The sequence below is a fragment of the Paenibacillus sp. FSL H7-0326 genome (assembly GCF_001955535.1).
Taxonomy (GTDB): domain Bacteria; phylum Bacillota; class Bacilli; order Paenibacillales; family Paenibacillaceae; genus Paenibacillus; species Paenibacillus shunpengii.
Genome location: NZ_MPVN01000002.1, coordinates 932,622 through 947,388 on the forward strand (window position 1 = coordinate 932,622; position 14,767 = coordinate 947,388).

Below are 14,767 nucleotides of genomic sequence, written 5' to 3' on the forward strand. Positions count from 1 at the left end.
CTGTTTCATAAATAACTGGAAAGATGAAGCACCAAATCTTCCGCCTGAGAAGGCTCAACGATACATAGCTCAGCTATCGAGTTTAAGGCGTTATATAAGAAGTGAGGCTTAATTTGTGAACGTAAAAAAGCAATCTCTGCGTCCTTCGCATGTTTTACAGCAGCTTTCATTTTGGTAAGGTTGTTGACCCTAGCGAGCAGTTCCTCTGTCTCAAATGGCTTCCCGACGTAATCGTTCGCACCGTTATCTACAGCAATTCTCATATCTTCCGCCTTATTTCTTGCTGTTAGCATTAATACTGGCAGCTCAAATAGCGTATATCTTTCTCGAATTTTTGTTAGTACCTCATAACCGCTCATATCAGCCATCACAATATCCAAAATAACAAGATAGAAGCCTTGGTTTTTATCCAGTTCCTGCAGCGCCTGATGTCCATTATGGACCGCAACAATCGAATAACCCTTCAGCTTCAAAGCATTGATTATGGATTGCATATTCGCCAAGTCGTCCTCGACGACCAATATGGGTTCTTTAATTTCACCTTCCAGATATAACGGATATTGAACTTGTAGGTTTAATGACTCATGAGCCTCATCATTATGTTCCTTTGATGCTGTATTCCACTCCACTGAATCTATACCCGTCTGCGGTAGAGTAAAGGTAAAAACAGATCCTTCTCCTATCGCAGATTCCACTCGAATTCGGCCCCCGTGCAGTTCAACGAGCTTCTTAGTAATACTCAGACCGATGCCTATACCGCTTCGATCGTATTTGGAGGATGATTCAATCTGCTCGTAAGCTTGAAATACAAACCGCTCCATACCAGGAGCAATGCCAATTCCGGTATCTCTAACATGAATAACAACCGTATTTCGATGCATCTCAGCACTTATTTTAACTTCACCAACGTCTGTATACTTCATTGCATTTCCAATCAGATTGTGCAGAATTTGCAGTAATCGATCAGGATCGGCATAAATATCGGGGAAGGCTTCCAAAATGCTATTTATGAGACGGACGGGCTTGTTCCCGAGTACAAACATTTGCAATTTGATAACCGCATCTACAGAGGCTCTCAGATTCATCTTTTTCTTATGAAGTGTTATATCTCCATTCTTCATCTTGGAGTAATCCAACAAATCGTTAACCAGCATGGTTAATCTTCTACCGCTGTTCTTAACAATGGTTAGATTTTGAACTTGCTGTTCGTTAAGAGGTCCTTCAACACGCTTAATGATAGAATCCGTGATACCCACAATTGCACCGAGCGGTGTTTTTAGCTCATGAGATGTATTGATTAAGAAGTCATCCTTGATTTTATCAAGCTTAACCAGCTTGTTCTTCATCTCTTTCATTTCCTGATATGCTGTAAAAAAACGAAGCACTACAAGAAATATCATAATGATATTAAAAATAACAATGTATAATTGCCCGAGCCACAACTCTTCTTTTAGCGAAAATGCAAACAAGAGCAGGTCTAATGAATAGAGATTTATGGTTAACATCCCCATAAACAACAACATAGAATTTATCCGATGATTGGCCGTACTTTTAACGTATAGGGCTCCTGCCCTTACCAGCATCCACAGAAGAAGAAATTCGTAAAATACAATCACATATACTTGAAGTAGAGTATAGCTCTGGATCGGAAGAAGCACGATGAGCAGTGTAAAGATACCAAGGACGGTGATCGCTATTTTCGTAGCTCTTCGTGAAATAATATTCTGTTGCAGCTGATTGAAGAGGACAACAAGTACGATAAAGTAGGTCATCGAGCTGATATCCTTTATTTTGTAGATCCATTCAAAGGAAAAGCTTGAACCAAACAGTAATAAGACTCTTTCCCCTACCAGCCCCTGATAGATAGAAAATAGTAAGCATATCAAGGAAAATAGAAGTAATGAATAATCCTTTTTTCCATTCAGCCATGCAGCTATGAAGCATACGGCGTATATGACCGCAAGTGTAACCAGGATCGCAATTAAACTGAACTCACGAACAGTCAACTGCTGTTGATGCTTCATCATATGGTTCAGCTCACCAAAATAAAGGGAAGAGGGAATTCCAGCATTAATATAATCGTAATTTGCTACATGGACTATAATTTCTATATCATCACCAGTGGTTGAAAATCCGCCGATCTGTGGGATATTGCCTGCTGTATAGTCTGTACTGCGCTGAGAGGGCTTCCCATCAGACAGGAGCTTCTCTCCGTTTATATAAATATCACTTGAAAAGCGAATATTCGTTTTTTTTAAGGCAAAAACCATATCATCAGGAACATTGCTCAGCACCATCCGATAAGTCGCATACCCATAAGCAGGTAGAGGTTTATCGTTAATGCGGCTCTCGGTCCAATCGGAGGGTACCTCCATTATCATTCTGGAAACAGAGTCTGATGCGCCATGCCTGAAGAAGGAAGGGGGAAGCAACTCATTCCAATAAAACTCCCATTCACCATCCAATTTAATTCTGCTGTGCTGCTCCGGATCCCATGCCGCCAGGTCCATCACTCCGTTATGCACTTGTAATTCTTGACGTGCTTCTTTACTGATAAGAATAGATACAGGAATCAAAGAAAATAAGATAAAAGCAATCGTAGAAATCGTTAACCATCGTTTATACAAAAAGTCCGCTCCTTCAACCATCATGTCACCTATTTATCGGCAATTAAAGAGCTTTGAATTAACAAAAAAAAGAGCTCCCTTCGATAGCAGCACTGCTGCTTATCAAAAGAAACTCTACCTATTCACATTACCGGCTTGCTCTTCCTGACTAGATTTCTGCCAGCTTCTCCTTACAGAACGCATCAAGCGAAGCAAGCTCATCCTCTTCCAGATCAAAATCCAAATATTGATCTGTGACACTCTCGTACAGCTCATATTTAACGATACCGGAATCTGCATCACTCGTTCTATAAATCACTCGAATGTACACTCCATTCTCAGAGTACAGCTCGTCATCTTCCTCTACGTCAAGATCAATATGGAATTCATAACGAGTCCCCGTCAGAATGCCAAACGGATCTTTAACCTCTTCAAATCTATAGCTTCTCATTTCAAGCATTGCTGCTGCTCATCCTCTCTACCTTATGACGCTTTATTATATCAGGACACACCTGAAATCGTAAGGGCCAATCCTTCTTATTCATTCTTTTCGCTTTCATGCGATAAATATACGGGCTTAAGATTATTTTTGCAAGAAGAATGCGGGTTCTTCTGTTCATCTATGTAATCCATCACTTTCTCTTGATTCATTCCTAGCTGCTCCATAATCTTCTCAATATCAACACGAATGGGATAACGATCACGGTTATGCAACTGCCCTTCGCCTCCTCTATCAGATCTTCAAATACCTTCATTGTTCCTAATGAATGACTCTTCACAGTATACGAGCTCAAACTGACAACAGTGTGTCACTATATTCTGCTGGAAATTTGAATTTACTACAGTCTTTTTCCTCAATCTCCGATATACTTTAAATATGACAACACGCCAGCAGGAGGAAGAAAGATGTATAGCAAAGTTTCTACTCAGCAAGAACTGGAGATATTTTATGATATAAAAAGAACAAGTTGGAATGAAAAAGGGTTTGAAATGGAATATGTTGAAGCAAACTCCGAGCCCTATATTTTTTACATAGATGGTAACCCCGGAGGAACTTTTCAGTTTACGCCATATAATTATTCAAGACCTTTTATGCGAAATATGTTTGATGAATTTATAAAGGAAGGAATGAAGATAGTTGAGGTTGATAGTTTTGCGGTACTGCCCGACTACCGAGGAAGACTGGGCAGAGAGATAGTTAGCTTCATGATAGACTACGCCAATACAAACCAATATACTCATGCCGTAGGTATGGCAGACCCTTCTATATTCCGTTCATTTAACAACACTTATCACATAAGAACAACGCAAGTAAAAGAAAAAGTCTGGTTCAAGGGGGCTGAAGCAATACCTGCTCTTTTTCATTTGAAAGAGGCATATGAACGACTTCAGGAAAATCAATACGACTGGTATATTCCACCCGAAAAATGGAAAGCGGGTGTCTTTTGACGTGAATGAATTTCATCTGCTAAAAAAAAGAAATAATTGGGTCGTAGCTGTGTTTGCTACAGTTATTACAGTAGTACAAATGCTTAACTTTGCCTTGGGAATCTCGTTAGAGTTCGTGCTTACCGTAGAAGGTATTATATTACTAATTTTGGTACCGGTTACAGTTGTAGGTAATTTACCTAAATTCGAAAAACGCCTTACACCTCTCATGAAGTATTTTAATATGATCATTATTGGTGTGTTTATGTTTATGATCAATCATGTCGACCCTCATATGATCAACATCATGACGATGTATTTCTATGTCGCCATCATGGGAATTTACCAGGATCGGTTTATTAATCTGATGACAACGCTGATTACGTTGGCAATTCTATGCTACTATTTCTTCACCCAAGGTGAATTCATATTTCATTCGACAAACGTGAACGATCTCCTGTATTACATCGTTACTTTTTGCTTTGTGTCCGTTTCTAATATTATGCAGGCGAAGTTCAACAATAACTTACAGCTTGAGAACCGAAGCAAGACGCAAAAAGTGCTTGAAGCCAAGCAGGCGATGGAGGATATGCTGTCCCGATTGACAGAATCGGTTCAATCGATTCGTGAATATCAGACCAATCTGAATGCCACCGTAGACACGACCAACCAGCGTTCTGTCGAAATCGTCTCCTCCATCGAGAACATTTTATATTCTTATGAAGTGCAGAATGAGAACTCGGTCTCGCACCGTCAACAGATGATTCTTATATGTGAGAAGGTAGAAGCCATGAATGCAGAGCTCGTGAAGCTGCGCACAGCAGGAGAAGACAGTCCTCTGTTAAGCAGCTACGAGATTCTCATGACAGAATTAAAGGATATGCTGCAGGTCGCCAAAGAAAGGGCTGAAAGCACAGCTGATATCACTGAACAAAATAAAAGCAGTCTTAAAGATGTACTCGACCTCGTATCGACCCAACAGCTGGAAATGACGAACTTATCGGAAGGCTTCAATAAGCTTGAGAAGCAAATGAGCAGGATGAATCGTAAAAATCAGGTCTGATGTCGTGATTTTGTACTCTTTTATGTCATAATCTTGGAATATCCCCGCAGATGGCTGTCATGCTAAAATGTTCCCGAAACGAATCTCATATTTTCTCCATCATAGGCAGAATAAGGAGGCCATTTTCTCGTGGACAAACAGATCAGAACAGCCATCATCGGCTGCGGCGGTATTGCATTTGGGAAGCATTTACCAAGCCTAAGCAAGATCAAGGAAACAGGTATTGTCGCATTTTGTGACCTCATACCGGAACGGGCAGAAAAGGCAAGAGCAGAGTATGGATTACCGGAAGCAAAGGTTTATACCGATTACACGGAACTGCTGCAGGATGAGTCGATTGAGGTTGTACATGTATTGACGGCAAACGATACACATGCTGAAATCTCTATTGCCGCACTAAGAGCCGGAAAGCATGTCATGTGTGAGAAGCCGATGGCTAAACTCGCTGATGATGCCAAGCGAATGACGGCTGCAGCCAAGGAATCGGGCAAGAAGCTGACGATCGGCTATAATAACCGTTTCCGTTCAGATAGCTTGACCTTGAAGAAGATTGTACAGGACGGAACACTCGGCGACATTTATTACGCCAAAGCCCATGCCATTAGAAGACGCGGAGTTCCTACATGGGGTGTATTTCTTGACGAAGAGAAACAAGGCGGCGGACCACTGATCGATATTGGGACTCATGCGCTTGATCTCACGCTATGGCTGATGGATAACTACGAACCGAGCGTCGTCCTCGGCAGATCCTTCCATAAGCTGTCCTCCAAGGAAAATGCCGCAAATGCCTGGGGACCATGGGATCCAGCCAAATTCAATGTTGAAGATTCTGCTGTCGGTCTCATTGTGATGAAGAACGGTGCTACCATTTCGCTGGAGGCTAGCTGGGCTCTGAATATTATGGATGTTCAGGAAGCCAAGACAACCCTATGCGGAACCGAAGGCGGTGCTGATATGGTAAATGGCCTGCGGATCAATGGCGAAACCCATGGCAAGCTGTACCTGAACCAGATCTCACTGGATGCCAAAGGCGCAGACTTCTATGAAGGCCAATCCGATTCTGCACCTGATCTTGAAATGCGCAGCTGGTATGATGCCATTCTGCATGATACCGAGCCGCTGGTTACACCGGAACAAGCCTGTGTCGTATCAGAGATCCTAGAGGCCATATATGAATCGAGCAGAACAGGCAAAGCCATTTATTTTGAATAGTCTTAACTTACAATAATACAATGGAAGCGAGGACGAAACGATGAGTAAAATGCTAAGGCTTGCAATTCTCGGTTACTGGCATGTCCATGCAAATGATTATGCATCGCAGGCAGATGCCCATCCTCTGACTGAAGTTACAGCCATATGGGATGAGGATGTCGAACGCGGACGGGCAGAAGCAGCTAAACGCGGTGTTCCATTCTATGAGAACCTGGACCAACTGCTTGCAAGTCCAGATATCGACGGTGTTATTGTTGTTACGAGCACAGCTATTCACCATGATGTCATAACCCGTGCTGCAAAAGCGAAAAAGCACATATTCACTGAAAAAGTGATTGCGCTTACAACGAAAGAATGTACGGATATCCTCCAATGTGTGCAGAAGGAGAAGGTGACTCTCACTGTTTCCCTGCCACGACTGTATGAGCCTTATACCCTTAAGGCAATGGAGATTATCGAGAGCGGCAGGTTAGGGCAGCTTACTCTTGTCCGTACCCGGCTATCTCATAATGGAGCGATACCGCAAGGTGCTAACCGTCAAGGCTGGCTGCCGGAACGTTTCTTTAACTACAAGGAGACAGGCGGCGGTGCGATGACAGATCTCGGATGTCATCCGATGTATTTGGCCAATCTGTTTCTGGGTATGCCGGAGCAGGTTTACGCCAGTTACGGCTATGTGACCGGCAAAGAAGTCGAAGATAATGCCGTAGTCCAACTTCGCTATGCGAATGGAGCTCTTGGCGTTGTCGAAGCTGGGTTTGTCAACCGTCATTCCCCATTTTCCTTCGAGATTCATGGTACAGAAGGCAGCCTTCTCTACTCAGATCATAATCGCGAGCTGTTATACCGGGCAGCCGATGATGAGGGATGGCAAACAGCAGAACTGCCTGATGCAGACCCAAGTGCCTTTGAGCAGTGGGTAAGTCATATCGAAGCTGGCACGGTGTTTGAAGCGAATTTGGTTATGGGCTCTCAGCTGACGCAGCTGATGGAAGCCGCCAATCGTTCTGCCCGAAGCGGAGTGTCAGAGAAGCTGACCACCAAGCTTCCAATCTAAACCCTAACGCAAGGAGGCATGCAAGATGGAACGGAATGAATCCAGCCTGTCTTACCCCTATGAACTGATGAATGAACAACGCCATGCACTGGAGCAGCTGAATGTAGACTTTTGCTGGGGAAATTACGGGATCCGGGTCGTTCAGTTCCATCTGATCACCTTTCCGGCGGGTAAGATCATTGAGTTTCATAAGCATTCTAACGAATATGAATTCCATTTTATACCAAGAGGTAAGGGCAAGGTTATTCTGGAGGAGCAGGAATACAAGCTGTCGGAAGGAATGATGTATCTAACGGGCCCTCACGTGATGCATTATCAGGAAGCTGCTCCTGATGAGGCCATGGAGGAGCTGTGTCTTCGAATTGAAATTGTTCCGCTTCGGCCTGCTGCTACATACAAGGACTCCCCTATGGAACAAGGCTATTGGAGTACGGGAATTCAGGAAGAATACAAAGAGGCCGAAGCTTGTATAAGTCAGCTAAGCTCGCTTCCCAAGATCCCGACGACGGATCGGTTTAAAGCGATGGAATGCTTTCTAACCGCCTATACTGCTTGGTATCGGAATGAACCCGGATTATTTACGCTCATGAAGCAAGCCGTTATTAATATTATGCTTCGTACGGCCAGAGCCTATTTTCCTCAGCCCGGACGTTCACTCCCGTCCAGAGATATGGGACGTCATCGGTACCTGCTAGCCGAACAATTTATGAAGGATAACTATATGGAGCCGCTCACCGTGGAGGTCGTTGCAGATCGGATACATCTTAGCGCCCGTCAGCTGCAGCGAATATTGAAGGAATACGGTGGAGGGACCTTTACCGAGATGCTGGAATCTATTCGTTTGTCTCATATCTGCAAACGGCTGACCACAAGCGACAGTACGATAGATGAGATTGCAGAAGAAACCGGTTATTCCAGTGCTAATTACCTCCATGCCGTATTTAAGCGAGTCTATCGAATGACGCCTATGGAATACCGTAAAACCATGAGAATCAGGAAGCTGCAAGCCAATACGGAGGTAACTTCAGCCCCAGCCTCAGCTAACAGTTTTTTCGAGCGGGAAAGCTCACTCCTATAAGTATTGAATGAAATCGAGGCCGATTGAGGCTTCCCAGGTGAATCTCCCCTTTTACATGACAAGACGCTGAAGAGCCCCTAATTTGGGGGCTCTTCAGCATCTGTGTTATGACGAAGACAAGCTTTGGTTGATATTATTCAGGCCGCTGTAATGAGAAGAACTCTCCCAATTTGCTGTAATCATTACCTGCTAGTCTTGATACCGGGCGTAAATCCTTCATCCGAATCTTACCCTCATAATAGAGCTCATCACTCACATGAAAATGTACGACTCGTCCAATCAACAGATCGCATCCAGGCACATTTTTCTCCCCACCGAGAGGTATGGAATGCTCCAGCACGCACTCCATCCGTATTCTGGACTCCGCAATGCCGGGAACTTCAATCTGAACACTATCTGCGAGGGTCAAATTCGTCAGAGCGATCTCACTCTGATTCTCAGGCAGATTAGCCGCCGTCTTATTAATCTCCTCGATGTACGTCTCATCTGAAATATGTACGACAAATTCTCCACGTTCATTGGCATTACGGGCCGTGTCCTTCATCTGGCCGTCCTTGCGCTGCACAGAGATCGATATCATGGGTGGATTGGATGTGACGATATTAAAATAGCTGTATGGAGCAGCATTCAGCACACCATTTTTGGATAATGTCGTTACAAAAGCAACCGGCCGCGGAATAATGCTGCCTGTCAGCAGCTTATAATTCTCACGCTCACTTTGCTCACTAGGATTAATGGATACCATTCGCTTCCTCTCCTATCGCTTTATACAAATTCTTTACACGTGGTAGCTGCCGCTCGGCTGATCAATAACCCATTCCAGCATCATGATCATGTCCTCCAAACGAAGCACCTGTACATTAGCTGCCGCTTCTTCAGCGGACAATCGGCTCTTCATCATATCCAGCTGACGTTTCAGTTCATTTAATTTGCGTTTGACTTGGTCTTCTGATCTCATGTTAGTTTCTCCTTAAAATAACATTAATCTCTCCCCATTAGAGTACCATTCATAGGTGTCCATTTCCAAGAGTGCCCCTTCTTGCACTTCTTACAACAGAATCAGCTTCTCTTCATCCATTCTGCTGCACAGTTATCAGCTGGAAGGAGTAAAGAGCTTAATGATTTGTTTATCAAAACAGCCCCAAAGAACGAGGGCCACCCCCGCTAGTATCAGAGCAACTGACAAATTTCTAGGTAAAACTGCCCCTGATTCTACAAGTGCAGTGCCAAATTTACCCGGCGGAGTCGACCATCCACCTAAGCTCTCGGCATAAATGGCTGTTGAAATACGAATTCCTGTATATAATATCGTTCCGCTCATTAGCAGAATACCTCCGCTAATTATTCTCTTCATGCTGTGCACATCCTTCACGGTTTACCTGAGACATATTCATTTTGCATTTCAGTGTTCTATAATTGAAACGCTTCTTTAATCCGCTGCGCGGTTTCCTCCGGGCTCAGCTTGGTATTGTCAATTCTTATGTAATGCTCCTTCTTGATCTCCCCTTCCAAGGAATTCAGCCGATGGCGTTCCATCGTTCGAAGCAAATCCCGTTCAGAGAATTCAATATCCCGTTTGGTCGGTTTATGCTCAAGTCGATTGGGTGTTTTGTTGCGTTCCAGCCTTTCCTCTACACCGGCTTCCAATTCGACGTAGTATACGGTTCCCCCTCTGGACTCAAAAATCTGGCTGATCTCCTCGATATAAGCCCAATCCTCAGGAAGATCAAATCCCCACACATAAGTGAACATAAGACCTGGCATATCACTCTTGGACACCTCTTCAAAAATCTCTCTGCGAAATAGACCCACCAGCCGCTTCCCTGAAGGGGTTCCATAGCTAAAAAAGCGGGATACCAGATCAATCGTCATATGATTATGAAACAGCTTCAGGTCTGTAATCTTCTCGAGTTCCTGCCCTACGGTCATTTTCCCGACTGCCTGGGGCCCAAAGATAATAACAAACTTCATACCGAAACTCACCTTCATTTCCCTGAATATTTCAATCCATATTATTCCAAATTATTCAATGACGCAAGAAGAATTTGTAACCCAAAAAACCGCCAGGCATCATTGCCTGACGATCTTTGATTTGTCCCCTATCGCTTTATGTAACCGCATACAAAAATAATTCCTTCCATCCGCAAACTCAAGCTCCCCTTACTTAGTCCCCTTTCTCTTGTCTGTCATCTCCACCTCATGAAGTATGAGCTGCCTTACATCCGGCAGATTATCGAATGTTTTAACCGTATACTTCAGCTCCATTTGTGTTCCACTGCGCAAATGCTCCAATTTCTCCATCAGGCCTTCTTCCAGCTGAAAAGCTGCAGCCTCACCATCAATTTTAAACTCAGCCGTATGGGGGTCAGCGAGACCTGTATAAATCGCCGTTTCTTCTATTATATTCTCTTCAGCTTGTTCCTTTTGTGTTACGGCTTGCGTCTCGACAATGGTTCCGCGAACGATTGGCTCTGCAGTGCTTGTCGCCTCCAGGCTTGCCGCCGCTTCAGCTGCTGCAGTCTGTTCTGCCGAAGTAATGGCTGCAGTCAGCAGCAAGATCGTTACACTTAAGGTGGCTGTTGTTTGTCGGTTTCTTTTTTTCATCCGAGTTACCTCCAATTGAAATCGCCTTACTGTTCATTACACGTATCCCATTCTTGTTAATCAGCTGATCATTCGGTTCAGGGTCTCTGCTGCCAATGAAATGCTATTCCTAATTACCAGCTGCTCCGGTATAATGTGTATGTTTGAGTTAAGCTTAAGCAAAATACATACACCACAGGAGTATACGATCATGTCTAGCACTAAAAGTTCCTTTAGTAAATACGAAATGCTGTATATTATCGGTATCATTGCCATCTCATTCTCTTCCATCTTTGTTCGCTGGTCGGATGCAGAAGTATCTGTTATTGCAATGTACCGTCTATTTCTCACCAATTTGCTCATGGCTCCTCTGCTGTATAAATACCGTCATGATATCGTTCGGCTGACCAAAAAAGAGTGGCTGTACCTTGCCGCTTCAGGCCTAATGCTGGGTCTCCACTTTCTCTTATGGATGGGCTCGCTCCGGCTCACCACTGTCGCCAGTTCAACCGTTATTCTCACACTGGAGCCCATTCTTGTAATGCTCGGGTCCATGTGGCTGTTCAGTATTCGTCCCAATAAAGTCATGCTCATTGGGATGGGTATGGCGGTAATCGGCTCCGTCGTCATCGGTGCAGGGGATTTCCAAATATCCGGGGATGCACTGCTCGGAGATTTGCTGTCTTTTCTGGGGACGATTGCGGTAGCTGTGCACATGCTGTTTGGACAGCATCTTAGAAAAAACATCAGTGCTTATGTATATAACTTCTGGGTATTTTTATTCGCTGGTTCAGCTCTTGCCGCCTATAATGGGATCAATCGAATTCCCTTTACCGGGTATGATGCAAGAGAATGGGGCATATTCCTCCTGCTCGCGATCGTCCCAACCCTGTTCGGACACTATCTGTTCAACTGGCTGCTCAAGGTAATGAATGCCACAACCGTATCCATGTCTGTGCTCGGCGAGCCGGTGTTCGCTTCCATTCTTGCCTGGATGCTGCTCGGTGAGGCACTGACCGGGATTCAGCTGATTGCAGGATTTATCATTCTGCTTGGCGTCTGGATCTTCCTGAGATATGGCAAAAACAACATCCACGGTGAAGAAGAGCTGCTGCCTCCGGTTCAACAGAAACCAAGCACATCGGAAGTGTAATGGTTCAACTACAATGGCTATAGTTTCTTTGTTAAAAATAATGAGCCAGAGTCTCCAAGCTGAGACTCTGGCTCATTTTTTATCAATATCCAGTGATATGAATAAAATGTAACAATTACATACCGACTTTAGGGTAAAATATCATGATTCGTCCATTTAATATGACTTAATTTACATAGGTAGGTGTATTCATGTTTCATTCGTATTTGTTTCCGATCTCCTACGCCTTCATGACCTTTCCTGTAGCCGCCTTGTTTTTTACACTTCCTTTTCTTATTGTGCAGTATCGAAAACACGGCTACATTAATAAGGTTAGGGCGATTATGCTGTATCTGTTGCTGCTTTATTTAATGAACGCTTATTTCCTTGTTCTTCTGCCGCTGCCGGCGGCGAGGCATAATGAACCCTTAGCCGGTATTCCATATCAGCTCATCCCGTTTAATTTCATACATGACATCCTCAAAGAAACCAATGTTTCAGCCCAGGATGTCAGCACTTACTGGAAACTGCTTACGGAAAGGGCCTTTCTTCAGGTTGTCTTTAATATCGTTCTGACCGTACCTTTTGGCCTCTTTCTGCGTTACTATTTCCGAACAAGCTGGATCCGTGGGATCCTGTTGTGCTTCCTCCTCTCGTTATCCTTCGAGATAACTCAGCTGACAGGCATATTCGGTTTCTATGATCATCCCTACCGCGTATTTGATGTAGATGATCTGATTATGAACACGCTTGGCGGCATGATTGGATTCCTGCTTGCAGAGTGGTTCTCAGGATTGCTGCCTCGAATTGAGCACCTTGATAAAGAAGTCGATATTGCTGGAAAACGCGTGTCCTATACTAGACGTGCAGTAGCGCTCTTATTTGATGGGTTCATCTGCTTGATCTTGTTCAATATCGCTACCATTCTGGATGTACCTGCTGCCTTCTGGATCGTTACGGGATTGTATTTCATGGTGTTTCCTTTTCTGAATAAGGGAAGAACCTTTGGTAAATGGCTTGTCCGCATTCATTTGACAGGAGAGGCGGGAAGGCTGAAGCTTACCGGTCTTATGATCAGATATGGGCTGCTGTACTGGATATTTTTCGGCTTAAACCTGATGATTGTAACGGCGAGTCTTCCTTCCTATGGAAGTACGCTGTTTGCTTTTGTCATCTTCGTCATGGATCTCTGGTTTGCCATTCATGTGCTGCGCCGGTTCTTTAGCAAAAAAACAATGCTATTCTACGAACAGCTCAGCGGTACGAAGCACCAGATTACTTGGCAGAGACCGACATCTGAGCTTGCACAGAAGCCTGCTGAATAATGTAAATCATATTCAAAGCCGCCTCGTGGCGGCTTTTTGTTCATGAAGCAATCCAACTTCTATATGGATGTTTCCTCGGATCAACTAGATATCCAAAACGATATTCCATGCTTCAATAACCGAGGTCTTCACTTTGCTGCTGCCGGCTCCGCTTCCTTCCTCTGTCCAAAGGGGGGGATAATAGGTAAACACCTCACCTGGCTGAAGCCGAATTGACTCCTCCTGCCACCCCTTCCAGCGAAAGGTCTCATAGTACTGGGCTAGATCCCCGTCAGCGAGCCAGCTAACAAAACCAGAATAAGCAAGCTCCGTCGATTCCCACTCCAGTGTATCCGGCGCATAATAATAGATGTGTCCGTCATTTCCGAAACGACCGATATTCAAACTGAAAAAACCGCCAGCCGCATCGTATGCTACAAGCAGCATTCCTTCGAGAGCCGGAACGCCTTCGCGATCGAGAAGTCCATTCCAGAACGGAAGACTGCCATATATACCGTCACCGCCTGCACCGAGCAAGGTAATCCAGCCATAATCAAACAGAATGCCTGCCGTTTCGTAAGCAACTGCACCAAGGTAGGATTTGGTGCTAACCTGCAAACGATATAGCGTGTCTGCTCCTGTATCATGCTCTGCGGGAATGATCACACTCTTGTTTTTACCCTGGCTTAGCATATTCTCGAGCTCTTCCCAAGCATGGTCCTCTTTGTTAAGCAACTCCTGAATCTTTAAATATCCCATCATTCTCCCCTCCTTTGAATTCAAAACCATCTAAGCTCTTTTTCATTAACCGATAGTTTCAACAATGCTGCCTTCACGATCCCGGATTAAAGTCTTTATAATGTTCAAAACAATATTTACGGATGAAATTGGAACCGAGCCTTCTTTAGGTACAAGCTTATGTGTAAACTCTGCTGCTGCCTGCTCATTCAGAGTAATAGTGATGTGACTCTCTTCTTCTTTACAACCCGCTATATCCCCTGGCTCGAACACAATCTGAATATTTTGGCTTAACAGTCTCAGCGTCCTGCCTTTTAATATCCGGCCTTGAAGCAGCTTGCCAACGATATCAGCCTGCTTCGCTCCGATGATTAATTTGGCCGGAGTCTCTCTAAACATCTTCCTTTCTGACGGCATCCAGTCCAGTGTATCTACGAACAGGAAGCCGGTGCTCGAGCCTTCCTCCGCGAGTCCTGTGTTCACAGCATCGGCCACCTCTTGGGGATAGATCGGTTATGTAGTAAGGCATGTGGGCAGCACCTGCTGACAGTACACCAGGTGTATTC

Annotated in this window: 17 protein-coding genes; 7 read left to right on the forward strand and 10 right to left on the reverse strand. The window is 44.4% G+C overall.

Features of this window, described 5'->3' with window-relative positions:
- Nucleotides 1-5: 5 nt before the first annotated feature.
- From BK126_RS15175 to BK126_RS29440, 3 genes are all read right to left on the reverse strand, one after another.
- On the reverse strand, nucleotides 6-2,627 hold the full coding sequence (locus BK126_RS15175) for an ATP-binding protein (RefSeq protein WP_179085547.1): 2,622 nt from the start codon (nucleotides 2,625-2,627) through the stop codon (nucleotides 6-8).
- A 148-nt stretch (nucleotides 2,628-2,775) separates the two neighbouring features.
- Nucleotides 2,776-3,066 (reverse strand): DUF6509 family protein, encoded by a 291-nt coding sequence (locus BK126_RS15180; RefSeq protein ID WP_076313371.1) that lies wholly within the window; start codon nucleotides 3,064-3,066, stop codon nucleotides 2,776-2,778.
- A 77-nt stretch (nucleotides 3,067-3,143) separates the two neighbouring features.
- Nucleotides 3,144-3,320 (reverse strand): hypothetical protein, encoded by a 177-nt coding sequence (locus tag BK126_RS29440; protein ID WP_177178740.1) that lies wholly within the window; start codon nucleotides 3,318-3,320, stop codon nucleotides 3,144-3,146.
- 192 nt (nucleotides 3,321-3,512) lie between these two features.
- On the opposite strand from BK126_RS29440, the gene BK126_RS15185 reads away from it, so the two are divergent.
- The 5 genes from BK126_RS15185 to BK126_RS15205 all read left to right on the forward strand — a co-directional run bounded on the left by BK126_RS15185 (nucleotide 3,513) and on the right by BK126_RS15205 (nucleotide 8,444).
- A complete protein-coding gene (locus tag BK126_RS15185; RefSeq protein WP_076313372.1) occupies nucleotides 3,513-4,055 on the forward strand; it encodes a GNAT family N-acetyltransferase in 543 nt (180 codons plus the stop codon).
- Nucleotide 4,056: 1 nt separating this feature from the next.
- Nucleotides 4,057-5,097, forward strand: coding sequence for a hypothetical protein (locus BK126_RS15190; protein WP_076313373.1), 1,041 nt, complete (start codon nucleotides 4,057-4,059; stop codon nucleotides 5,095-5,097).
- A gap of 129 nt (nucleotides 5,098-5,226) precedes the next feature.
- The gene (locus tag BK126_RS15195) at nucleotides 5,227-6,309 is read left to right on the forward strand and encodes a Gfo/Idh/MocA family protein (RefSeq protein WP_047913214.1); all 1,083 of its coding nucleotides are present in this window, start codon (nucleotides 5,227-5,229) and stop codon (nucleotides 6,307-6,309) included.
- A 49-nt stretch (nucleotides 6,310-6,358) separates the two neighbouring features.
- Nucleotides 6,359-7,366 carry a Gfo/Idh/MocA family protein gene (locus tag BK126_RS15200; RefSeq protein WP_076313557.1) on the forward strand — a complete coding sequence of 336 codons (1,008 nt, stop codon included), beginning with the start codon at nucleotides 6,359-6,361 and terminating at the stop codon, nucleotides 7,364-7,366.
- Nucleotides 7,367-7,391: 25 nt separating this feature from the next.
- Nucleotides 7,392-8,444: a helix-turn-helix domain-containing protein gene (locus BK126_RS15205; protein WP_076313374.1), complete on the forward strand. Its 1,053-nt coding sequence runs from the start codon at nucleotides 7,392-7,394 to the stop codon at nucleotides 8,442-8,444.
- Between the two features lie 133 nt (nucleotides 8,445-8,577).
- Here the strand turns inward: BK126_RS15205 and BK126_RS15210 are convergent, their stop codons facing one another.
- The 5 genes from BK126_RS15210 to BK126_RS15230 form a co-directional block, all read right to left on the reverse strand.
- Entirely contained in the window at nucleotides 8,578-9,189 is a 612-nt protein-coding gene (locus tag BK126_RS15210) for a flavin reductase family protein (RefSeq protein ID WP_076313375.1), read from the reverse strand.
- A gap of 33 nt (nucleotides 9,190-9,222) precedes the next feature.
- Nucleotides 9,223-9,402 carry a hypothetical protein gene (locus BK126_RS15215; RefSeq protein WP_076313376.1) on the reverse strand — a complete coding sequence of 60 codons (180 nt, stop codon included), beginning with the start codon at nucleotides 9,400-9,402 and terminating at the stop codon, nucleotides 9,223-9,225.
- Nucleotides 9,403-9,537: 135 nt separating this feature from the next.
- A complete protein-coding gene (locus tag BK126_RS15220) occupies nucleotides 9,538-9,798 on the reverse strand; it encodes a hypothetical protein (protein WP_076313377.1) in 261 nt (86 codons plus the stop codon).
- Nucleotides 9,799-9,854: 56 nt separating this feature from the next.
- On the reverse strand, nucleotides 9,855-10,415 hold the full coding sequence (locus tag BK126_RS15225) for a DEAD/DEAH box helicase family protein (protein WP_076313378.1): 561 nt from the start codon (nucleotides 10,413-10,415) through the stop codon (nucleotides 9,855-9,857).
- Between the two features lie 189 nt (nucleotides 10,416-10,604).
- A complete protein-coding gene (locus BK126_RS15230; RefSeq protein ID WP_076313379.1) occupies nucleotides 10,605-11,048 on the reverse strand; it encodes a hypothetical protein in 444 nt (147 codons plus the stop codon).
- A gap of 190 nt (nucleotides 11,049-11,238) precedes the next feature.
- Here BK126_RS15230 and BK126_RS15235 point away from each other — a divergent pair, with 190 nt between their 5' ends.
- Complete coding sequence (locus BK126_RS15235) at nucleotides 11,239-12,180, forward strand: DMT family transporter (RefSeq protein WP_076313380.1); 942 nt, start codon at nucleotides 11,239-11,241, stop codon at nucleotides 12,178-12,180.
- Nucleotides 12,181-12,371: 191 nt separating this feature from the next.
- Entirely contained in the window at nucleotides 12,372-13,484 is a 1,113-nt protein-coding gene (locus BK126_RS15240) for a VanZ family protein (protein ID WP_076313381.1), read from the forward strand.
- 84 nt (nucleotides 13,485-13,568) lie between these two features.
- Here BK126_RS15240 and BK126_RS15245 read toward each other — a convergent pair whose 3' ends face one another.
- Nucleotides 13,569-14,222 carry a DUF2625 family protein gene (locus BK126_RS15245; protein WP_076313382.1) on the reverse strand — a complete coding sequence of 218 codons (654 nt, stop codon included), beginning with the start codon at nucleotides 14,220-14,222 and terminating at the stop codon, nucleotides 13,569-13,571.
- Between the two features lie 45 nt (nucleotides 14,223-14,267).
- Nucleotides 14,268-14,684, reverse strand: coding sequence for a hypothetical protein (locus BK126_RS15250; protein WP_076313383.1), 417 nt, complete (start codon nucleotides 14,682-14,684; stop codon nucleotides 14,268-14,270).
- Between the last annotated feature and the right edge of the window lie 83 nt (nucleotides 14,685-14,767).

Excerpts from the sequence above, each read along its gene's own strand:
- BK126_RS15180 (WP_076313371.1), bottom strand. The coding sequence starts at position 3,066 with ATGCTTGAAATGAGAAGCTATAGATTTGAAGAGGTTAAAGATCCGTTT.
- BK126_RS15185 (WP_076313372.1), top strand. The coding sequence starts at position 3,513 with ATGTATAGCAAAGTTTCTACTCAGCAAGAACTGGAGATATTTTATGAT.
- BK126_RS15200 (WP_076313557.1), top strand. The coding sequence starts at position 6,359 with ATGCTAAGGCTTGCAATTCTCGGTTACTGGCATGTCCATGCAAATGAT.
- BK126_RS15205 (WP_076313374.1), top strand. The coding sequence starts at position 7,392 with ATGGAACGGAATGAATCCAGCCTGTCTTACCCCTATGAACTGATGAAT.
- BK126_RS15210 (WP_076313375.1), bottom strand. The coding sequence starts at position 9,189 with ATGGTATCCATTAATCCTAGTGAGCAAAGTGAGCGTGAGAATTATAAG.
- BK126_RS15215 (WP_076313376.1), bottom strand. The coding sequence starts at position 9,402 with ATGAGATCAGAAGACCAAGTCAAACGCAAATTAAATGAACTGAAACGT.
- BK126_RS15220 (WP_076313377.1), bottom strand. The coding sequence starts at position 9,798 with ATGAAGAGAATAATTAGCGGAGGTATTCTGCTAATGAGCGGAACGATA.
- BK126_RS15225 (WP_076313378.1), bottom strand. The coding sequence starts at position 10,415 with ATGAAGTTTGTTATTATCTTTGGGCCCCAGGCAGTCGGGAAAATGACC.
- BK126_RS15230 (WP_076313379.1), bottom strand. The coding sequence starts at position 11,048 with ATGAAAAAAAGAAACCGACAAACAACAGCCACCTTAAGTGTAACGATC.
- BK126_RS15235 (WP_076313380.1), top strand. The coding sequence starts at position 11,239 with ATGTCTAGCACTAAAAGTTCCTTTAGTAAATACGAAATGCTGTATATT.
- BK126_RS15240 (WP_076313381.1), top strand. The coding sequence starts at position 12,372 with ATGTTTCATTCGTATTTGTTTCCGATCTCCTACGCCTTCATGACCTTT.
- BK126_RS15245 (WP_076313382.1), bottom strand. The coding sequence starts at position 14,222 with ATGGGATATTTAAAGATTCAGGAGTTGCTTAACAAAGAGGACCATGCT.